We start from the raw sequence: 17567 nt of genomic DNA on the forward strand, positions 1-17567 counted from the left end.
TGTGTTTTAAGGTTCCAGTCAGACCTGTAATAAAGAGTTGTCTATTTTTTGTATATATGCCCTTGGTATTCTAATTCTTGGCCTATTGTTATGCCAACATTACGCTAGAGGGGGATATGCAACGGATGAAAAGAAAAGTGAGCATAGTGATCATTGCTTTGCTGCTGGTTACACAATTAATGCACGGATTTGCATTTACTCAAATCACACATGCTCAGGATATTACAGTCACGTCAGAGGGGGAAGGGGTAGCTACTCAGACGCCAGGCCAGGAAGCTGAAACTGTGGATGTGGATCCTGGCGAGGTCACGGTGCCTGACACCACCGAACCTGATGCCGCTGAACCTGATACTGCTGAACCGGATACCACCGTACCGGACAGCACTGTACCTGTCACTCCTGAATCAGGGGAGGCAGCAGAGGGTGCAGAGACTGTAGTGGATGATCAGGAGAGTATGACAGCCATGGCAGCAGCCTCAGAGATTCAGGAACAAATAATCACAAGTGTTCAAATGTATGACGAAATTCCAGGATATGATGGGAATGGGAACATTACACCGAAAGGTAATCCGGTCGATCAGATTCGTCCGAATGTGAATGATCAGGTAGCAGTTGTCTTCGGCTGGTCATTCCCGAGCGATTCTCACGGTTATGGAGCTGGATCAACCTATACGTTCGATCTGCCAGACAAATTCAAGATTGAATCGCAATTAAAAGGCAATCTGGATGGTGGAGCTGGCGAATATGTCGTCAATCCGGATGGAAAGGTGACGTTTACGTTCAGTGACCTGATCGAAGGTGCGCAGCTGCAAGGCAGCTTTTATGTATGGGTCAAATATGATGCAAGCAAGATGGAAGGCGGCTTAAAGCAGCCATTCGATTTCAGCTCCATTGGACAAGGCATTATTGATGTGCATTTTGCCAATACGGCTGTGGACAAACTGACGAAATCAGGGGTTGCGAATAAAAACAATTTCAACTCGGATGAAATCGTATGGACCGTTGATTTTAACCAGGGTGAAAAAGAAATCAAAAATGCGGTACTTGAAGATGTTTTTCCAGAAGGGCTAAACCTCAAGGGAGATATCGAGATTCGTTCATTGGAAGTTCAAATCAATGGATCGGTAAAAGCAGGAGAAATCACGCAAACAGCATCACAGTTTCCGGTTTCCCTTGGCAGCATTAATCAAGGCTACCGGGTGACGTACACAACGAGTGTCACAGCACCGACGGAGACTCCTTTTACAAATCGTCCATATGAAAATCAGGTCAACCTTACTGGTGATGATGGATACCAAGAAACCGCTAAAGGTAGAGTAAACATTAGCTTTAATGAACCGCTGAATAAATCCGGTCAGGATAGCGGTTATGATCCGGTAACCCAAACGATCACGTGGAAGGTTCAATACAACTACAACCAACAAGCGATTTTGAAGGAAAATGCGTGGATTGAGGATCATTTTGACACGACGAAGTATGCGCTTGTTCCTGGTTCGGTCCAGGTTAACCAAGTGGAGATCAATAACAGTGGCAGACCATCTGGTTCAACACCGGTTAATTCTAGTGAATATGCAATAGAGGGCGTAGGCAAAGGGTTCGATGAAGGGTTCAAGCTGCAATTCAATAATGATATCTCCAAGGCTTATGAAATTGTGTATCAAACCAAAGCCATCGATCGTGTGTACAAAAATGCGACCGTATCCAATACAGTCAAAATGTACGGCGGATTGGAAAAAACAACGACGAAAGACATCCGAGAAATCATTTTCGCCAAAAGTGTACAAAGTGAAGATTTCAATAAGAAAGAAATTGAATGGAAATTAGTAATAAATAGTGATCGGAAAGACATGACAGACATTGTCATAACGGATGATTACGAAGGCAGACATATGAAATTGGTGCCCGGTACACTGGAGATCACCGGACCTCAGGCAGATCAGTTTGTGCAGGACCCAATCGCGGCCACAGATGACTCTGAATATGAAAAGGGATTCTCCATTCGACTGGTAGATGGCGGTATGATCAGTGGCGAACACACCATCACATACAAGACAAGCTTTGATCCGACAGCTGGAATGCCAACAGGTAATGTATACCGCAACACGGGCACGATTGTTTGGAAAGAGTCGGGTATAGAACAGACTTCAATAACCAAGTGGGCAGATGTCACACCACAAAGTTATACCATTGAGAACGGAAATAAAAAGGGTGAGTACAGCGCCAAGGACAAAACTATCACCTGGACGATCGATGCGAATTATAATTTGTACGACATTCAGGATGCAATTATCCAGGATAACTACATTGGTGATCAATCCTTTGTAGATGGTTCCCTGAAAGTGAACAAGCTGCTGTTGGAAGGGGAAAATAATGTTATCGACATTGGTGACGAGGTTTCTCTGACCGATGGACAATTTCAGCTCAATTCGGACGGGAAGGGCTTCAGACTGGATCTGGGCAACATCGGCAAGGAAGCCTATCGGATTGTTTATAAAACGAGCCTGGATGGCGAATATGACATTGACGGCACGTACTCCAATCATGCAACCTTGAGTGATGGAGAAGGTGGAGAGGTACGATTTAATAAATCGGCCACTGTAACACCTGCACACGGCGGCGTTTATGTAGCCAAAACAGGTAAGCAGGAAGGCACAAGTGATCTGGCCTCCTGGACAGTAAACATCAACCCAAGTCAATCCTACATTCCAGCGGGTTCTGAGCTGACCGATACCCTATCGGACAATCAGATCTTATTAGCGGATTCCCTGAAGTTGTACCATGTCGATCTTCCGGCGGACAATTCCGGTAATGTTTCTACCAAAGCCGGTGCTGTGAGCACGGATGATTATGAATTGGTTGTAGAGGGGAACACATTTACATTTAGGTTCCTTAAGGCAGTCAATACTGCATTTATCCTGAAATATCAATCGTTTATTAATGCGGATAGCGGCGATCGAATTTCCAATAAAGTTGACTTTGCAGGTCAGTCCTCCTCCGTGCTGGGTTCAGATAGTAAGGAAGGTATCCGCGTTTCACTGGCTGGAGCAGGTGGAGGTTCATCTACCGGACTTGGTCAGATTAAGATTAAAAAAGTAGATGACACCGGGGCTCCATTAGAGGGAGCGGTATTTGAAATTTATAATGCATCGGGAAGCATGCTTCTTGAAACATTGAAACCTACAGACTCCAATGGAGAAACCAGTTCAACCAGAAACTATAGATTGAATGAGAACGATGGAATTCCGTACAAACTAAAAGAAGTTTCCGCGCCGATGGGTTATTTGGTAGACTCCGAGTATGGATCTGTTACAGGCAAAACGGTCGCATTTAAAGATGCGGACAAACCGTATGAAATTGAAAACAAAAAAATCCGTCAGGGCTTCCAATTAACCAAGGTTGACTCTGTTGATACCTCGAAGACGTTGAAAGGTGCAACGTTTGAACTGTACTTGAAGAAAACGGATCAAACCAGAGAAAAGATTGGTGAGGATTTAACGACAGGTGAGGATGGAAGAATCGCAGCAGGCGATTTGCCGCCAGGAGATTATGAGCTGGTTGAAGTTGTCGCTCCAGAGTATTACACACTGGATGCAGCGCCGATTCCATTTACCATTGTCGCTGATCAAACTCAGATCGTTACCCTCACGCAAACCAATGCAATGGGAACGGATGGCAAGTTGGTTATTACCAAAGTCAATGCCAAGGATCAGTCTGTGTTAAGCGGAATTGAATTTGAACTGCGTGACAACACTGGTAGCGTAATTGGCAAAGATGTTACGGATGTTAACGGTGTAATTGAATTCGACAGCTTACCTTACGGTCCATACACATTGGTAGAGACGAAGGCGGACGGTTTCGTGATCGAACAGCCTGAAACGCTTGTATCGATTATTCAACCGGAAACCAAGTTAACCATAGAAAACAAAGAAAATGACCGTTCTGTCAAATTGGTTAAAACCAATGAATCCAAAACGCAACATCTTCAAGGTGCTGTTTTTGAATTGCGTGTTCAGACGGCTCTGATGGATCAAAATGGAGATTGGGAATTCCAAGTGGTTCCAGACATTGATGAAGCACAGCTTACAACCGATCTAAACGGTGAGCTTTATCTGGAGGACCTGGAGCCAAACCGATATCAACTGGTTGAAGTTAAGGCACCCTCAGGATATGTTTTGGATAACACTCCAGTTGAATTCGAGATTACGAATAAGCAAACGGAAACCGTTGTTGTTGAAAAAACGAATAAAGTCATTGTCATTCCGGGTGGTCCGAGTACGCCAAGCAATCCGGGAACACCAATACCGGAGACACCAACAACACCAACACCAGAGACACCGGCACCAGAAACATCAAATCCAGGAACAACCGTTCCAGGTACTGTAGTTGTTCCGGGTACGGATCCAGAACCAACTTCCCCGGGGACGTCAGTTCCAGAACCAACGATTCCTGAGGATCCGACAGATCTGGAGTCCGCGGGCACTTCACCGGATTCAGCAAACCCAGCCGTTCCTGGTGAGGACCCGACGTCAGTTGCAAATGCAGGTGATGCAAATGCAGGTGATAAATCGAACCCGGGCAATGGGCAGGGGGAGAATGCTTCTACTCCTTCAGAAACCGATGTCGCGGGGGCACAAAATGCTCAAAACCAACAATCCCAAGGCATGCTTCCTAAGACAGGAGAAGAGAGCCGGGCAGGGTACACCTTTACCGGAGCAGCTTTGATTCTGCTGGGCTGTCTAGGTTATTGGTTTACTCGCCGTAGACAGCAAATGAAGCATAACCAAGCTTAATATACCGCGTATCTTTAGTTGCATGACTACAAAAACACCCCTGTGTATATGCTTGGAGGATTAAATTCCTCCTCGCATACACCAGGGGTGTTTAATTATGAAGTGGATCTACGAAAGATCGCGATCAGGAGCATCCGTGGTATCGGCAACGGCTCGGACGATTAGCCGATGTGTCGGGTTTATCAATGGATCACAAGTGATTAGGGTCAGCACTTGTCCCAAATGTGGATCCTCAAGCACAGACAGATCCGTAGGCTCCACAACGGAAATTCGATCGATGTTGTATCGGATTTGAGTTTGATCTGCTAATGTAACATCAATCTGGTCGCCAATCTCCAGTTCTCCGAGCCGATTGAACAGGCGTCCTTTTTTATGAGCACGGTGGGCTGCTATTGCTGCATTTCCTTCACTGCCGATCGGAGCTGTTTCCACCAGATGGGTTGCTGATACCTTCATGTTGGCTTCCGTGGCATCCTCCAGGATGGGCAGCTGGACATCAATCTTGTCTATGACGATGACGCCTAGCGCGCCTGAGTCTACATTCGGTATACGTTCTTCCTCGATGGCTGGATCGGGGGATCTGGTATCGCTCATGGCTTGTTCAAATGAGTAATTTAGTTTGGATAAGTCGGATTGGAGGTTGTTCATGACTCTGTCCTGCTGCCAGTCATAAAACTTTTCCTGTAGAGATGGAAATAGAATGACAAAGATCCCCAAAAGAATGAGAAGGGAATAATATTTTTTCATGCGCATAGGCCCCTTTTAAGAAAGAAATGTACTGAGGTACTATCTTACCTGAGCGACATATACAAAACCTGAACAAGACAGACAGACAAAAAAACAGGCAGCCTCTTCTCCACTTCGGGAGAGAATGCTGCCTGTACGTTTTGCTTCCATATATTCATGCAGATTGATAAAAACTATTCGGCAGAAGTTGTGAAGTCACATTCCTGCAGTGGAACCACCTTGGTTTTTTTGATCCATTTATAACCCAACCAGAGGATCAGGAATAAAGGTACACTCAGGTAAGCTACGAGAGCTCCGCTCCAATCAATTTGGTCACCCGTAAACGCCTGATAGTTCTGGCCGATGATGACGACAATACAGAGCACAAAGGCGAAAATCGGTCCGAATGGGAACCAACGTGCGCGATAGGGCAGATCTTTCAAATCCCTGCCTTGAGCAACGTAAGCACGACGGAAGCGATAGTGGCTGATTGCTATCCCGAGCCAAGTAATAAACCCGCACATGCCAGATGCATTCAGCAGCCAGGTATACACAATACCATCGCCGAACAGGGAGGCGAGAAACGCCAGCATGCCAACGGCTGTGGTTACAAGCAGGGCATTCATCGGAATCCCTTTTTTATTCAGTCGTCCAAGGAAACGCGGTGCCTTGCCATCGCGGGCAAGAGCATAGAGAACCCGGCTTGAAGCGTACATGCCGGAGTTCCCGGCAGACAGCACAGAGGTCAGAATGACAGCATTCATGACTGAAGCTGCAATGGCGAGCCCGGCTTTTTCAAATACGAGCGTAAATGGACTGACACCGATGTTTTCCAGATCACCCTTCAAGAGGTTTGGATGAGTATACGGAATGATCAAACTGATTACGGTAATCGCCAAAATGTAGAAGATCAGGATCCGCCAGAATACCTGCCGAATGGCACGAGGTACATTCTCACGCGGATTTTCACTCTCGCCGGCTGCTACACCAATCAGCTCGGTTCCCTGGAACGAGAACCCGGCAGCCATGAATACACCAAGCACAGCGAAGAATCCGCCATGGATCGGTGCATCGCCTACAGTAAAGTTGCTGAATCCGACTGCTTCTCCGCCCAGGATACCGAAGATCATAAGCACACCCACGGTAAGGAAGATAATGACGGTAGCAACCTTGATAATGGCGAACCAGTACTCGGACTCTCCATAACCTTTAACGGATAATACATTTAGAGCAAAGATTAAGACAAGAAACAGCAGGCTCCATAACATGGATGAGCTGTCAGGGAACCAATATTTGATGAGTACCGTAGCCGCGGCCAGCTCGGCAGCAATGGTAACCGCCCAGTTGTACCAGAAATTCCAGCCCATGGCGAAGCCAAGTGCAGGATCAACGAAACGCGCAGCATACGTATTGAACGAACCGGAGTCAGGCATGAAAGTAGCCAGTTCTCCAAGGCTTGTCATCAGAAAATAAACCATGATGCCTACGGCCGCATACGCAATCAGTGCACCACCCGGACCGGCTGTGGAGATGGCGGTGCCGCTTGCGAGGAACAATCCTGTACCGATGGAGCCACCGAGGGCGATCATCGTCATATGCCGTGCACGCAATCCTTTTTTCAGGGAACCGTCTGTTGTTATTGTTTGTTTGTTGCGGTCTTGCAATGAAAACACTCCTTCACTCAGCGTACTGATGATATGGATCAATGAGGCTACACACAAAAGACCGCAGGCTTCAGCCCGCGGTCTTTATATCCATTGTCCGCACCTGTCCCAGATGTTATAAGATAGCTCAACACAGAAGAATTCATACCACCCAAGCTGGCTGGTTTGGATCTCTGTGACAGTTCTGTACCTTTCGGCAGCAGCCCCAACCGTACTGGACAACGTAAGGAACCGTCCAGCAGGCTTCGGCGGGTGCACCTTTCGGCTGATCTCATGAGCGGCTCCTTAGCGCCTCCTTCAGCTTACTGATCGCACCCGCGACCTCTACCTCATCATCGTGGATGAGGTGTATCTATTGTCTATGAAATTATTGAATAGCAGAACGTTACATGCCATGTTCTGTTGCTCAAACAGACATTCAGTATACCTTTCCTGTCTTCATCATGCAATAACAAAAGTTGGATGTTCCCCGAATGGGGATTATTCCGTCTTTTTGTTGCGTCCAGCCATTTGCTGCCACACCGTACCAGCAGCCTGTTCGCCGGATTCAATTCGCTCGAGCGCCATCTTGGCCTGGAGGCTGACCTCAAACTCGGGGTCATCGGCTGCCTTCCGCAGAGCCTGTTCCGCTTCTTCGGTTCCCACTTCGTATAAGAAACGCGCTGCACGCCAGCGTACCAGTTTGCTGCTGTCGGTAAGTGTTGCTGTCATCGCCGCGGTTGCAGCCGGGTCGCCGATGTCGGACAATGTATCTCCAGCGGTACGACGTACGGCGGGGGAGCTGTCCTTAAGTGCTTCATACAGTAATTCCATGGCTTCCGGCGTACGAATGTCACCAAGATAAACAACGGCCAACCGGCGTATTTGCATCTTGCTGTCATGGAGGGCACGAGCCACAAGTGGCAGGCGTTCTTCCGTGGGTTCCATGCCGTCAAAGGCCGCGTAACGCACGTTCCAATCCTCACTGCTCAGCGCTTCTTCCAGTTCGGCACCTTCCAGCTGACGACGCCGTTCCACAAACTCTTCCGCTTTGGTACCATGCGCAATAGCCTGTTCGATGACTTGCTTCAGACGCTCCGGCGGGTAAGCGGCTTCCAGTTCCTGCTCAACCTCGCGGGCAATATCCGGCAGTTCACCATAACGCACACCATAATCGCTTAATTTGCGTTCCTTGATCAGGGTTGCGCTGGCGACTTCGGTAACAGCTTTAACGAATCGATCGGATAGGGAGATCCGTTCCTCTTTGGCACCGGCCTTGACCCGAATCTGCATGGGTACACCACGGAAAAACTGAACGAACACCTGTGCTTCACCAAAGTGCTCGCCTGATGCGTCTTCGGATTCAATCCAGTCCAGGTCAATTCCTTGTTGTCCCAGACGGCTCTGAACTTCTCCCAGAATGACAGACCAGTCTGCATTACCCTTGCGGTCCAGCGCAACGAAGTCTGTGGTATGAAATACACTTTTAACGCCAGGAATATGTAGCATCTGGCGGATAAATGCTGGAGCAGACCGTTCATTGTCCAGCGTGTATGTTTTGCGGATCCCGTCCTCCAGACGTTCATCGAGGTGAAGCATCATTGTGTTGGGACTGGGCGTTGGTTCAATTGAAATAATATTCATCGGTTCATAACCTCCTGTACCGGATTCTACATTAAAGTTCCCGTGATAGAACGGGTATACTCCTATTTTACATGAATGGGCGCAAACTGCGAAATGGTTGATGAACCTTACATAGTTGTGTGAGAAGTACTAAGATTGTTAACACTTCTTTCATGTTCACTCACAAACATTTTTAAATGAAGATTGGCACAATAAATAGAATGAATCAACTGGAGGTAACAGCTATGGAACGTATAACCGTACTTTCGGACGGAAACCGCGGTATTGCTTATGAGAATATTATTGAAATGTTCAATCAATGGATAGTGGAAGGGCAGGAAATATCCATTCGGGACAAAGAACAAAACGAGAAGAAGCGCCCGATAGCCACTTGGGAAAAATCACGTTACTGTATTATCGATTACATGGATGCCAGCCAAGCGATCTCTGCATCCAATGCAATCCGGGCCTTTTTGCCGCAGATTCCTCTGCTGGTCATTACGGATTTTCAATCGTTAATTCGCAGACAGCATTTGCAGCAGGTCACGGGTAACGGCGTTATCAAAATGATTCTGTGGAATCAACGTGAACCACATCAACTCATGTTGGACATGCAGGAGTGGTTGCACTCCACGCTACAGAATCATGAAGAGGCCATGCCCTCCGCCGTGTCGATTCAAAAATTCACACGGAGAGGGCATGGCCATTAGATAGGCTTATTTAGATCACATCACATACTTATAGCCTGTCCCCCAAACAGTTTTGATATAGCGGGGATTTTTGGGATCAGGTTCAATTTTTTTTCGCAAACTGGAGATGTGTACATCAATGGTACGATCCAAATAGGCTCGCTCCGAACCTTTGATTCGGTCCATGAGTTCATTACGGGTAAATACTTTCCCTGGATTCCTGTACAATTCCTTCATAATCTCAAATTCAATATGAGTGACCTCGATCTCCACTCCATTCACAAAAAGGGTTCGTCTATATTCATTTACACTCACATGCCCCGTATCTTCGGACGGCTTATCCTCTTTTGCCGGTTTATCGGGATAGGAGATGGCGGATCTGCGCAGCAGTGCCTTAATTCGTGCGTCGAGCTCCTTCAGACTAAAAGGCTTACACAAGAAGTCGTCAGCGCCATTGTGCAATGCTCTGAGCCGGTCATTCAGCATCGTACTGGCAGAAATCATGAGAATGGGTACAGTGGAATGCTGGCGAAATGCATCTACCAGATCATTTCCATCCATTTCGGGCAGCATCAGGTCAGTGACAACAATATCCGGTTGGAACCGTGGGAAAAGTTGAAGTGCCTCACGGGCATGATGAACCCGTTCTGTTATGTATCCTTCCTCCTCAAGAAAGAAAGCAATCATGTCAGCCAGATTTTTCTCATCTTCTATAAGAAGTACTTTGATAGACATAGAGGTCACACTCCTGGTGAAAAGAATTTGTTAAGAAATTACTAAAAAAACGCTGTGTTTTGTGTAGAAATACCACAAATTTTTTAATGTTTATATTCCAAAATATAGGTTGTATATGTAGGGGAGTACAAACTCGAGCAGAACTTCAGTATTTTACCATAGCTGTGTCTATTTTGCCGATAAATCAAATTTTGCCAACGAAAAAACCTTGTGATAATTACAGTATAATGTATCTGGGGGAAATGAGGAAAGAAAAGTAGGCAGAACGGCTCTAGCTTATAGGAGGAACCAACGTTGTTGTTAAACTGGGAGAAAGAAACGAACCAAGAGGACTTCAGCCCATGCTTAAGTTAAAGGCAGCCCAAATGCTGGGATGGGTGATAGAAAAGCTTCGGATTGCATGGATCGGTACCGTGATCCTGATTGTGCTTGGAACGCTAGGGAGCATCTATCCACTAACGTTGTTTTATGGCGTTCAATTGATGTTTGGCAGTGCAGCTGCACTTGTTGCCCTGCGTTTGCATGGCGGCATCTATGGATTTATTACCGTGACTGCAATCAGTGGATTACACCTGTTGTATACAGGGCCAACTTCACATAGTTTATATATGATTTGTGCTCATTTCATTGAATTGATCTGGATGCTGGGATGGCAGATCCGCTGGAAAAACGGAAGTATCATGAAGGCGAATGCTGTATTCTGGGTCGTTATGTTATTGCCTGTGTTAGGTTATGGGCACTTCATCCTAAACGTAAATTTGGACGATGTAAAGTATGCATATATGCATATCGCTGTAATCAGCATGGTTAACGCGTTGATCGCTGGATTAGTGGTAGACTTCTGGATTACCAATGGCGAGTCGCAATCGAAGAGGACAGGCACGATCCCTCTGAGCAGAATTGCTTTTAAATACGTAGTTGTTTTTGTTGTGGTTGTATCTCTTTTTCTTTTATCTGCGGACAGCCGCAGACAGTTAAATCAAATTAACGAGAATATTGTATTTAATCTGGAGCATGCTTCGAATGCAGTGATTCAGGATTTGGACGAGCGATATTTAACGATTCAGAATATGCAGCAGAGCATGGTGCGTTATCATCATCTTTTAGATGTGAATGTGATTATTCTGGATATCCATAATCGGGTGATTGCCTCCGGACTGGATAGCTTACAGATTGGCGAATATCTGAATACGGGCAATTATCGTTATTTAAGGGAAGGGCAATCCTCCATTATCTTTCGTCCAGGAGATGCTTATTACAGTGATGCGCTCACCTACTGGAAACATGCTTCATTTATCTATAAGGCGGATATGTCTTCGGGCTTACCCTATAGTGTCTTTGTGGAGACTAGTTCGGCCAATTATTATCCCCGGATTGAATCCATCTATCTGACAACACTTCAAAGCCTGTTTCTCATTTTTGTAACTTCCATGGTTGTGGCCGCTCCTTTAAGCAAAAAGGTTGTAAGTCCTCTGATCAGACTCACCCGGATGACAGGTTTACTCCCGAGGCTGTTATTTCGAAACGGCAAGATGGATTGGCCAACAAGTCATGTCACCGAGGTTCAAATTCTGATCGGCAATCTGCGTAAAATGGCAGATGTTCTTCTGGAGCAATTCGAGCAGATTCGTCAGGATAAGTTGACGCTGGAAGACAGGGTTCGTGCACGGACCAAGGAATTGAAAAATAGCGAGGAGATCAAACGGGCCATCATCGATTCATCGATTGATGCCATTATTGCTGTGGATTCCAACGGGTTGATCATTGAGTTCAATCCCGAAGCCGAAAGGATGTTTGGATTGAAACGGGAAGAGGTCATCCTTGAGACTGATGCACCATCCCTTTTTCAGGGAGCGAGTTGTATGGAAATCAAAAAAATGCTGGAAAGATTCGAATATATTCAAGGCAAGCGGCATGCAAACGTCGAGGAGATTTCAGGCATACGCAGAGATGGTTCTGTATTTCCCATTGAATACAAAATTGTGGAAATTCAACTGGGTAACAATGAAAAGCTGTATAACCTCTTCATCAAGGATATTACCGATAAGACAAGAGCAGAAGAAGAGCGTGTGCGCCATGCGCTTGCGCTGGAGAGACTGAATACAGAGCTGTTTAATGAGAAAATCGCCATTCAGGAACAGCGTGATATTAGTGAACACTTTATTGAGTCGGTCCGGGAAGGGCTTGTCATGTCAGATCGCTCCGGTACCATCACCATCGTTAATCGAAGGATAGAAAAGATGTTCGGCCTCGGCAACTTCCTGGGCAGATCTATTGAAGAATTTGCCGAGGCCATTGATCAGGTTGTCTTAACGGATGATTTCAATCTGGTGGAGCAAACGAAGGCATTTTTACATGGGGAACGTTCCTTCGTGGAGACTGAATTTATATTTAATAATATGGAGAAAAGTGTGTTCTCCCTCTATATCAAGCAAGTGGATGTACCTGGCAAAAACCATGGGTTCCTGCTTGTATTCCGTGACCGTACGGAAGAAGAACGTCTGAACCGGATGAAAAATGAGTTAATCAGTGTGGTGTCCCATGAGCTGCGGACCCCGGTAGCTACCATCATGGGTTATGTGGAGTTAATGATGATGTATGATTTACCCGCTTCACAGCGTCAGGAATTCATGGAAACCATCTCGTCGGAGGGCAGCCGGCTGAGCAGCCTGCTTGATGACGTACTGGATATCCAGCGTCTGGACAACGATGGTATGACTTATCATATGACCTATGTACCTCTGCTCGAATTGATTGAGGGGGTTGCCGAGCAATGGAATATCAAATCGGTTCAGCGCATTTATGTGCATGCCTTTAACGGTGACTTCTTTGCGTATGCGGACCAGAACCGGATGGTTCAGGTCCTTCATAACCTGGTTGGCAATGCAGTCAAATATTCGCCTGGAACAGACCGGATTGACATCACCCTGTGGGAAGAAGACGAATGGATATGCATCGATGTGCGTGATTACGGAATAGGCATACCGGAGAACGTGCAGGACATGCTGTTTACCAAGTTTTATCGTGTTGATAACTCGGACCACAGGCAGATCGGGGGAACCGGACTTGGACTGTATATCTCACGCAAAATTGTGGAAGACCATCATGGAACGCTTACGTTTATATCTGCATCTGACAAAGGAAGTACATTCAAGATTCGATTGCCAAAGCAGGAGGATCTTCTGTAGGCAAAATGTCAGATCCTCAAGCCTTTATTTTTCAGTGAACGATATGCTGAAGGATAAGGGCTTTTTTGTTTTTAAATTTTCAGGATAAAAAAACATGATCTTTTGCAAACTGTCTATAGAGCCATAATTTGCATTCGTTTCAAAAGGAGGATGGCAGGTATATGTTTCGCAAACAGGAGAAAACGCTCATTATTGTCTGCCTGGTCGCAGCAGTTGTCGTACTGTATGCCGTTGTGAAGAGTATCATCCGTATCATGAGTTATTAAGATGTCGGACAAGCGAGTGCAAGAGAACTGTACATAAAGACTAATGTTGAAGAGGAGTTGTCACCCATGTCATCGCTGGACCCTGTTCTGCTCAGCCGGATTTTGACTGGCCTTACCTTGGCTGTGCACATTATATTTGCCTCAATCGGCGTAGGCGTTCCGCTAATGATTGCGCTAGCCGAGTGGCGGGGGTTACGTACAAACGATATCCACTACACCTTGCTGGCACGCAGATGGGCGCGGGGGTTTGTGATTACCGTTGCCGTGGGTGTTGTAACCGGAACCTCCATCGGTCTGCAGCTTAGTTTGCTTTGGCCGATGTTCATGCGGGTAGCGGGCCAGGCCATTGCCCTGCCGCTGTTTATGGAGACGTTCGCCTTTTTTGTGGAGGCGATTTTTCTGGGGATTTATCTGTATACATGGGATCGGTTCAAGAAGAAATATACACATATGCTGCTGCTTATTCCGGTAGCACTGGGATCATCGGCTTCGGCAATATTTATCACAACGGTGAATTCCTTCATGAACCAGCCTCAAGGGTTTACGTTAATCAATGGCATCATGAAGGACATTCATCCGATTGCAGCCATGCTCAATCCCGCCACACCAACCAAGGTTTCTCACGTGCTGGGATCCTCGTATACGCTGAGTGCGGGTGTCCTTGCAGGCATCGCGGCGTTCAGTCTGCTTCGTGGCCGCGACCATGTCTATTACAAAAAGGCACTTAAACTGACCACGGTGTGTGCACTTGTATTTGCCGTCAGCACGGTCATGCTCGGAGATTCCTCGGGTAAGTTTTTGGCCAAATACCAGCCGGAGAAGCTGGCGGCAGCCGAATGGCATTTCAAGACGATGAAAGAGGCCCCGCTCGTCTACGGCGGCATTCTGGATGAGAACAATGAAGTGAAATACGCCATCGAGATTCCCTATGCGCTCAGCATTTTGGCAGGGAATCGACTGGACACCGAAGTAAAAGGGCTGGAAGAATACCCCGCTGATCTGCGGCCGCCGCTGTCCATTCATTACATGTTCGATCTGAAGGTAACGACAGGGGTGATCATCCTGCTGATTCCTGTCCTGTATGTGTTCCGCCGCTGGCTTCCTGGAAGAAAGCCGTATCCGAAGTGGCTTCTACTCGGTATCGTTTTCCTCGGTCCGCTGGCCATGGTTGCCATAGAGCTGGGCTGGATGTTTGCCGAGGTGGGCAGACAGCCTTGGATTTTGCGGGGGTATATGAAAGTGTCGGAAGCTGCAACCACCTCTACATCTGTAGGCTGGATGCTAGTTCTGTTCATCCTGCTCTATCTGGTCCTTTGTTTTTCGGCTATCCGGGTACTCAGCAAGCTGTTTCGTAACAAGGAAGCAGAGAAAGAGCTGGAGTCGCTTGGCCTGGAAGGAGGGATCGTTCATTGAGCTTTGAAATTGCAGGCATCGCGATTCTATGGACGTTTTTGTTTGGGTATCTGATAGTGGCTTCCATCGATTTTGGAGCAGGATTTTTCAGTTTCTACAGTTTGTTGACGGGGCATGAGAACAAGATTCACAACATTATTCAGCGTTACCTGTCGCCCGTGTGGGAAGTCACGAATGTGTTTCTGATCTTTTTCGTAGTGGGGCTGGTGGGATTCTATCCGGATAGTGCCTTTTATTATGGAACAGCTCTGCTGGTCCCCGGCTCCCTGGCCATTGTGCTTCTGGCCATTCGGGGTGTTTATTACGCGTATAACACCTATGGGAATCATGGAAAAAACAGTCGTATCTACATGGCTTTATATGGTGCGACGGGTTTGCTGATTCCGGCTGTATTCTCCACCATTTTGGCGATATCCGAGGGCGGAATTATCGAGCAGGTAGGAGAGCAGGTGTTTTTTCGCTGGGGTGAATTCCTGACGAATCCCTACACATGGTCGGTCGTGCTGCTTGCGCTCGTAAGTGTGCTATATATTTCGGCGATGTTCCTTTCCTATTATGCCAAGAGGGCAGAAGATGAGACTGCATTTGAAGTGCTGAGGGAGTATGCGCTGCTGTGGAGCTTGCCCACGATCTTTGCCAGTTTTCTGGCTTTTTTACAAATTAACAAACAAAATCCGGTGCACTTTGAGCAGATGGTCAATATCTCGTGGATGTTTATCGCCTCGTTTATTTGTTTTGTTGTTGCGGTCTCTCTCGTATGGAAACGAAAGTATCTTGGCTGGTGCTTTATCGCCGTGATGCTGCAGTTTGCCTTCGCCTGGTATGGATACGGACGGTCACATCTGCCATACATCCTGTATCCTTACATTAATATTTATGACAGCTTCACCAACCGGACGATGGGCATTGCACTCATTACCGCATTCAGTCTAGGTCTGCTGGTGCTTATTCCATCGCTGATTCTGATTATGAAGCTGTTCCTGTTTGATGCGAATTATGTCCGTGGCCAATCGGGCAAAAAGAAAGGGTGAACCTCATGAATCTGGAAGGCGCAACAGGTATTCCGGGGATAACGGGTTTGAGTTTTTTTGAGGAATTCACGATCATGTATGCTCCACCTCTGATTATCGTAGCCGCTATTGCGTTTCTGTTCGTCTATCTGGCTGTATGCAAAAACCCAAAAGATTAATCACTGCTCTTTTTTTCAAAGAGGCTTAGGATGGGTTAAGATATTAGGAAGGGAGGAGGGCCCTTTCATGCCGAAAATCCGTTATAACAATATTGATAATGTAAGTACGGACAAAACGTTGAAGGAATTCAAGCAGTGGAGGGAGCAGCGGCGGAGCAAGGTAAAGGATTATTCGTATACCGTGCCCAAGCACCCGCCCGAGTTGGATTATCTGCATGCCAACCGGGATGAGACGACCATCACCTGGATCGGTCACTCCACTTTTTTTATTCAATATTATGGACTGAACATCGTGACTGACCCCGTGTGGGCTGAAAAAATGGGATTTCAACGGAGACTGGGTCCCCCTGGTATTCCCATTCATGATATTCCACCGCTGGATGTCATCCTGATCTCCCATTCCCACTATGATCATTTACATCTGGCATCATTGCGGAAGCTGGTCACCGCCAAAACGTTGCTCATCGTACCGGATGGGCTCAAACGAAAAATGGTACGCAAAGGTTTTCATCGTTGCCATGAGATGAAGTGGTGGGAGCATATGGTATTAGGCGGTGTCAAAATAACTTTTGTTCCTGCACAGCACTGGACTCGCCGAACGTTATTTGATACGAATACGTCCCACTGGGGTGGATATGTATTAGAGCAGAATCATGCACTGACGACTTCCGCTGAGGAGAGTGCGGCTGCAAGCGAGCAGAAGGAAGCATCCACTGGATCGCAAACAACTCAAACATCGACGCAACCAGGGGGTCCGCCCGTGTTGTATTTTGTGGGTGATACAGGATACTTCCAGGGCTTCAAAACAATCGGAGAACGCTTTGACATTGGTGTCACTTTAATGCCAATCGGTGCCTATGACCCGGAATGGTTTATGACATCCCAGCATGTAACCCCCGAGGAAGCGCTGCAGGGATTTGTGGAGTCCGATTCACAACTCATGGTTCCGATGCATTATGGCACGTTCAAACTCGCGGACGATACACCCAAGGAAGCACTGGACCGGCTTGAAGTCGAGCGTGAACGACTTGGAATCCAAAAAGAGCGAATTCGGGTACTTGGACATGGTGAGACGCTGCGTATTCGTCACGAGGATCATCAAAAGGACTAACAAAAGCGATCCAGATATGTTAGTGTAAAGATATATCCGCATGAATTTCACATTTACCAAAACTTTAACGAGTAAAAAGCGGCCAATTTTCGAATTTGCCGCTTTTTTGTGTTATAATATGGTGCCAGAATAGGCTACGGGATATTGAATCCATGATTGCTATTAATGCAGTATGCAGATTATTAAAATAAAGG

At 46.7% G+C, this 17567-nt stretch carries 11 protein-coding genes and 1 riboswitch; of the genes, 7 read left to right on the plus strand and 4 right to left on the minus strand.

The window, feature by feature from the left end:
* Positions 1-125 precede the first annotated feature (125 nt).
* Entirely contained in the window at positions 126-4790 is a 4665-nt protein-coding gene (locus tag AAIH57_RS26055) for a collagen binding domain-containing protein (protein ID WP_430023548.1), read from the plus strand.
* A 108-nt stretch (positions 4791-4898) separates the two neighbouring features.
* On the opposite strand, the gene AAIH57_RS26060 is transcribed toward AAIH57_RS26055, so the two are convergent.
* From AAIH57_RS26060 to AAIH57_RS26070, 3 genes are all read right to left on the minus strand, one after another.
* The gene (locus tag AAIH57_RS26060; protein WP_430023549.1) at positions 4899-5537 is read right to left on the minus strand and encodes a class D sortase; all 639 of its coding nucleotides are present in this window, start codon (positions 5535-5537) and stop codon (positions 4899-4901) included.
* A 173-nt stretch (positions 5538-5710) separates the two neighbouring features.
* Positions 5711-7180, minus strand: coding sequence for an amino acid permease (locus tag AAIH57_RS26065; protein WP_175395314.1), 1470 nt, complete (start codon positions 7178-7180; stop codon positions 5711-5713).
* A gap of 115 nt (positions 7181-7295) precedes the next feature.
* A riboswitch (Lysine riboswitch) is annotated at positions 7296-7515 on the minus strand.
* Positions 7516-7660: 145 nt separating this feature from the next.
* A complete protein-coding gene (locus AAIH57_RS26070) occupies positions 7661-8803 on the minus strand; it encodes a virulence factor (protein ID WP_175395316.1) in 1143 nt (380 codons plus the stop codon).
* A gap of 224 nt (positions 8804-9027) precedes the next feature.
* Between AAIH57_RS26070 and AAIH57_RS26075 the strand changes: the two genes are divergently transcribed.
* Positions 9028-9492 (plus strand): hypothetical protein, encoded by a 465-nt coding sequence (locus AAIH57_RS26075; protein WP_175395317.1) that lies wholly within the window; start codon positions 9028-9030, stop codon positions 9490-9492.
* A gap of 15 nt (positions 9493-9507) precedes the next feature.
* Here the strand turns inward: AAIH57_RS26075 and AAIH57_RS26080 are convergent, their stop codons facing one another.
* On the minus strand, positions 9508-10206 hold the full coding sequence (locus AAIH57_RS26080; RefSeq protein WP_175395318.1) for a response regulator transcription factor: 699 nt from the start codon (positions 10204-10206) through the stop codon (positions 9508-9510).
* A 341-nt stretch (positions 10207-10547) separates the two neighbouring features.
* Here AAIH57_RS26080 and AAIH57_RS26085 point away from each other — a divergent pair, with 341 nt between their 5' ends.
* The 5 genes from AAIH57_RS26085 to AAIH57_RS26105 all read left to right on the plus strand — a co-directional run bounded on the left by AAIH57_RS26085 (position 10548) and on the right by AAIH57_RS26105 (position 17373).
* Positions 10548-13394 (plus strand): ATP-binding protein, encoded by a 2847-nt coding sequence (locus AAIH57_RS26085; RefSeq protein WP_430023550.1) that lies wholly within the window; start codon positions 10548-10550, stop codon positions 13392-13394.
* Positions 13395-13726: 332 nt separating this feature from the next.
* Complete coding sequence (locus tag AAIH57_RS26090; RefSeq protein ID WP_175395320.1) at positions 13727-15073, plus strand: cytochrome ubiquinol oxidase subunit I; 1347 nt, start codon at positions 13727-13729, stop codon at positions 15071-15073.
* Positions 15070-16104: a cytochrome d ubiquinol oxidase subunit II gene (locus AAIH57_RS26095; RefSeq protein ID WP_175395321.1), complete on the plus strand. Its 1035-nt coding sequence runs from the start codon at positions 15070-15072 to the stop codon at positions 16102-16104. The genes AAIH57_RS26090 and AAIH57_RS26095 overlap by 4 nt, the downstream gene beginning before the upstream one ends.
* A gap of 5 nt (positions 16105-16109) precedes the next feature.
* Positions 16110-16262 (plus strand): cytochrome bd oxidase small subunit CydS, encoded by a 153-nt coding sequence (gene cydS, locus AAIH57_RS26100; protein ID WP_170948273.1) that lies wholly within the window; start codon positions 16110-16112, stop codon positions 16260-16262.
* A 67-nt stretch (positions 16263-16329) separates the two neighbouring features.
* Entirely contained in the window at positions 16330-17373 is a 1044-nt protein-coding gene (locus tag AAIH57_RS26105) for an MBL fold metallo-hydrolase (protein ID WP_430023551.1), read from the plus strand.
* Positions 17374-17567 lie beyond the last annotated feature (194 nt).

Source organism: Paenibacillus sp. MABNR03 (genome assembly GCF_050455445.1).
Lineage (GTDB): Bacteria > Bacillota > Bacilli > Paenibacillales > Paenibacillaceae > Paenibacillus > Paenibacillus xylanilyticus.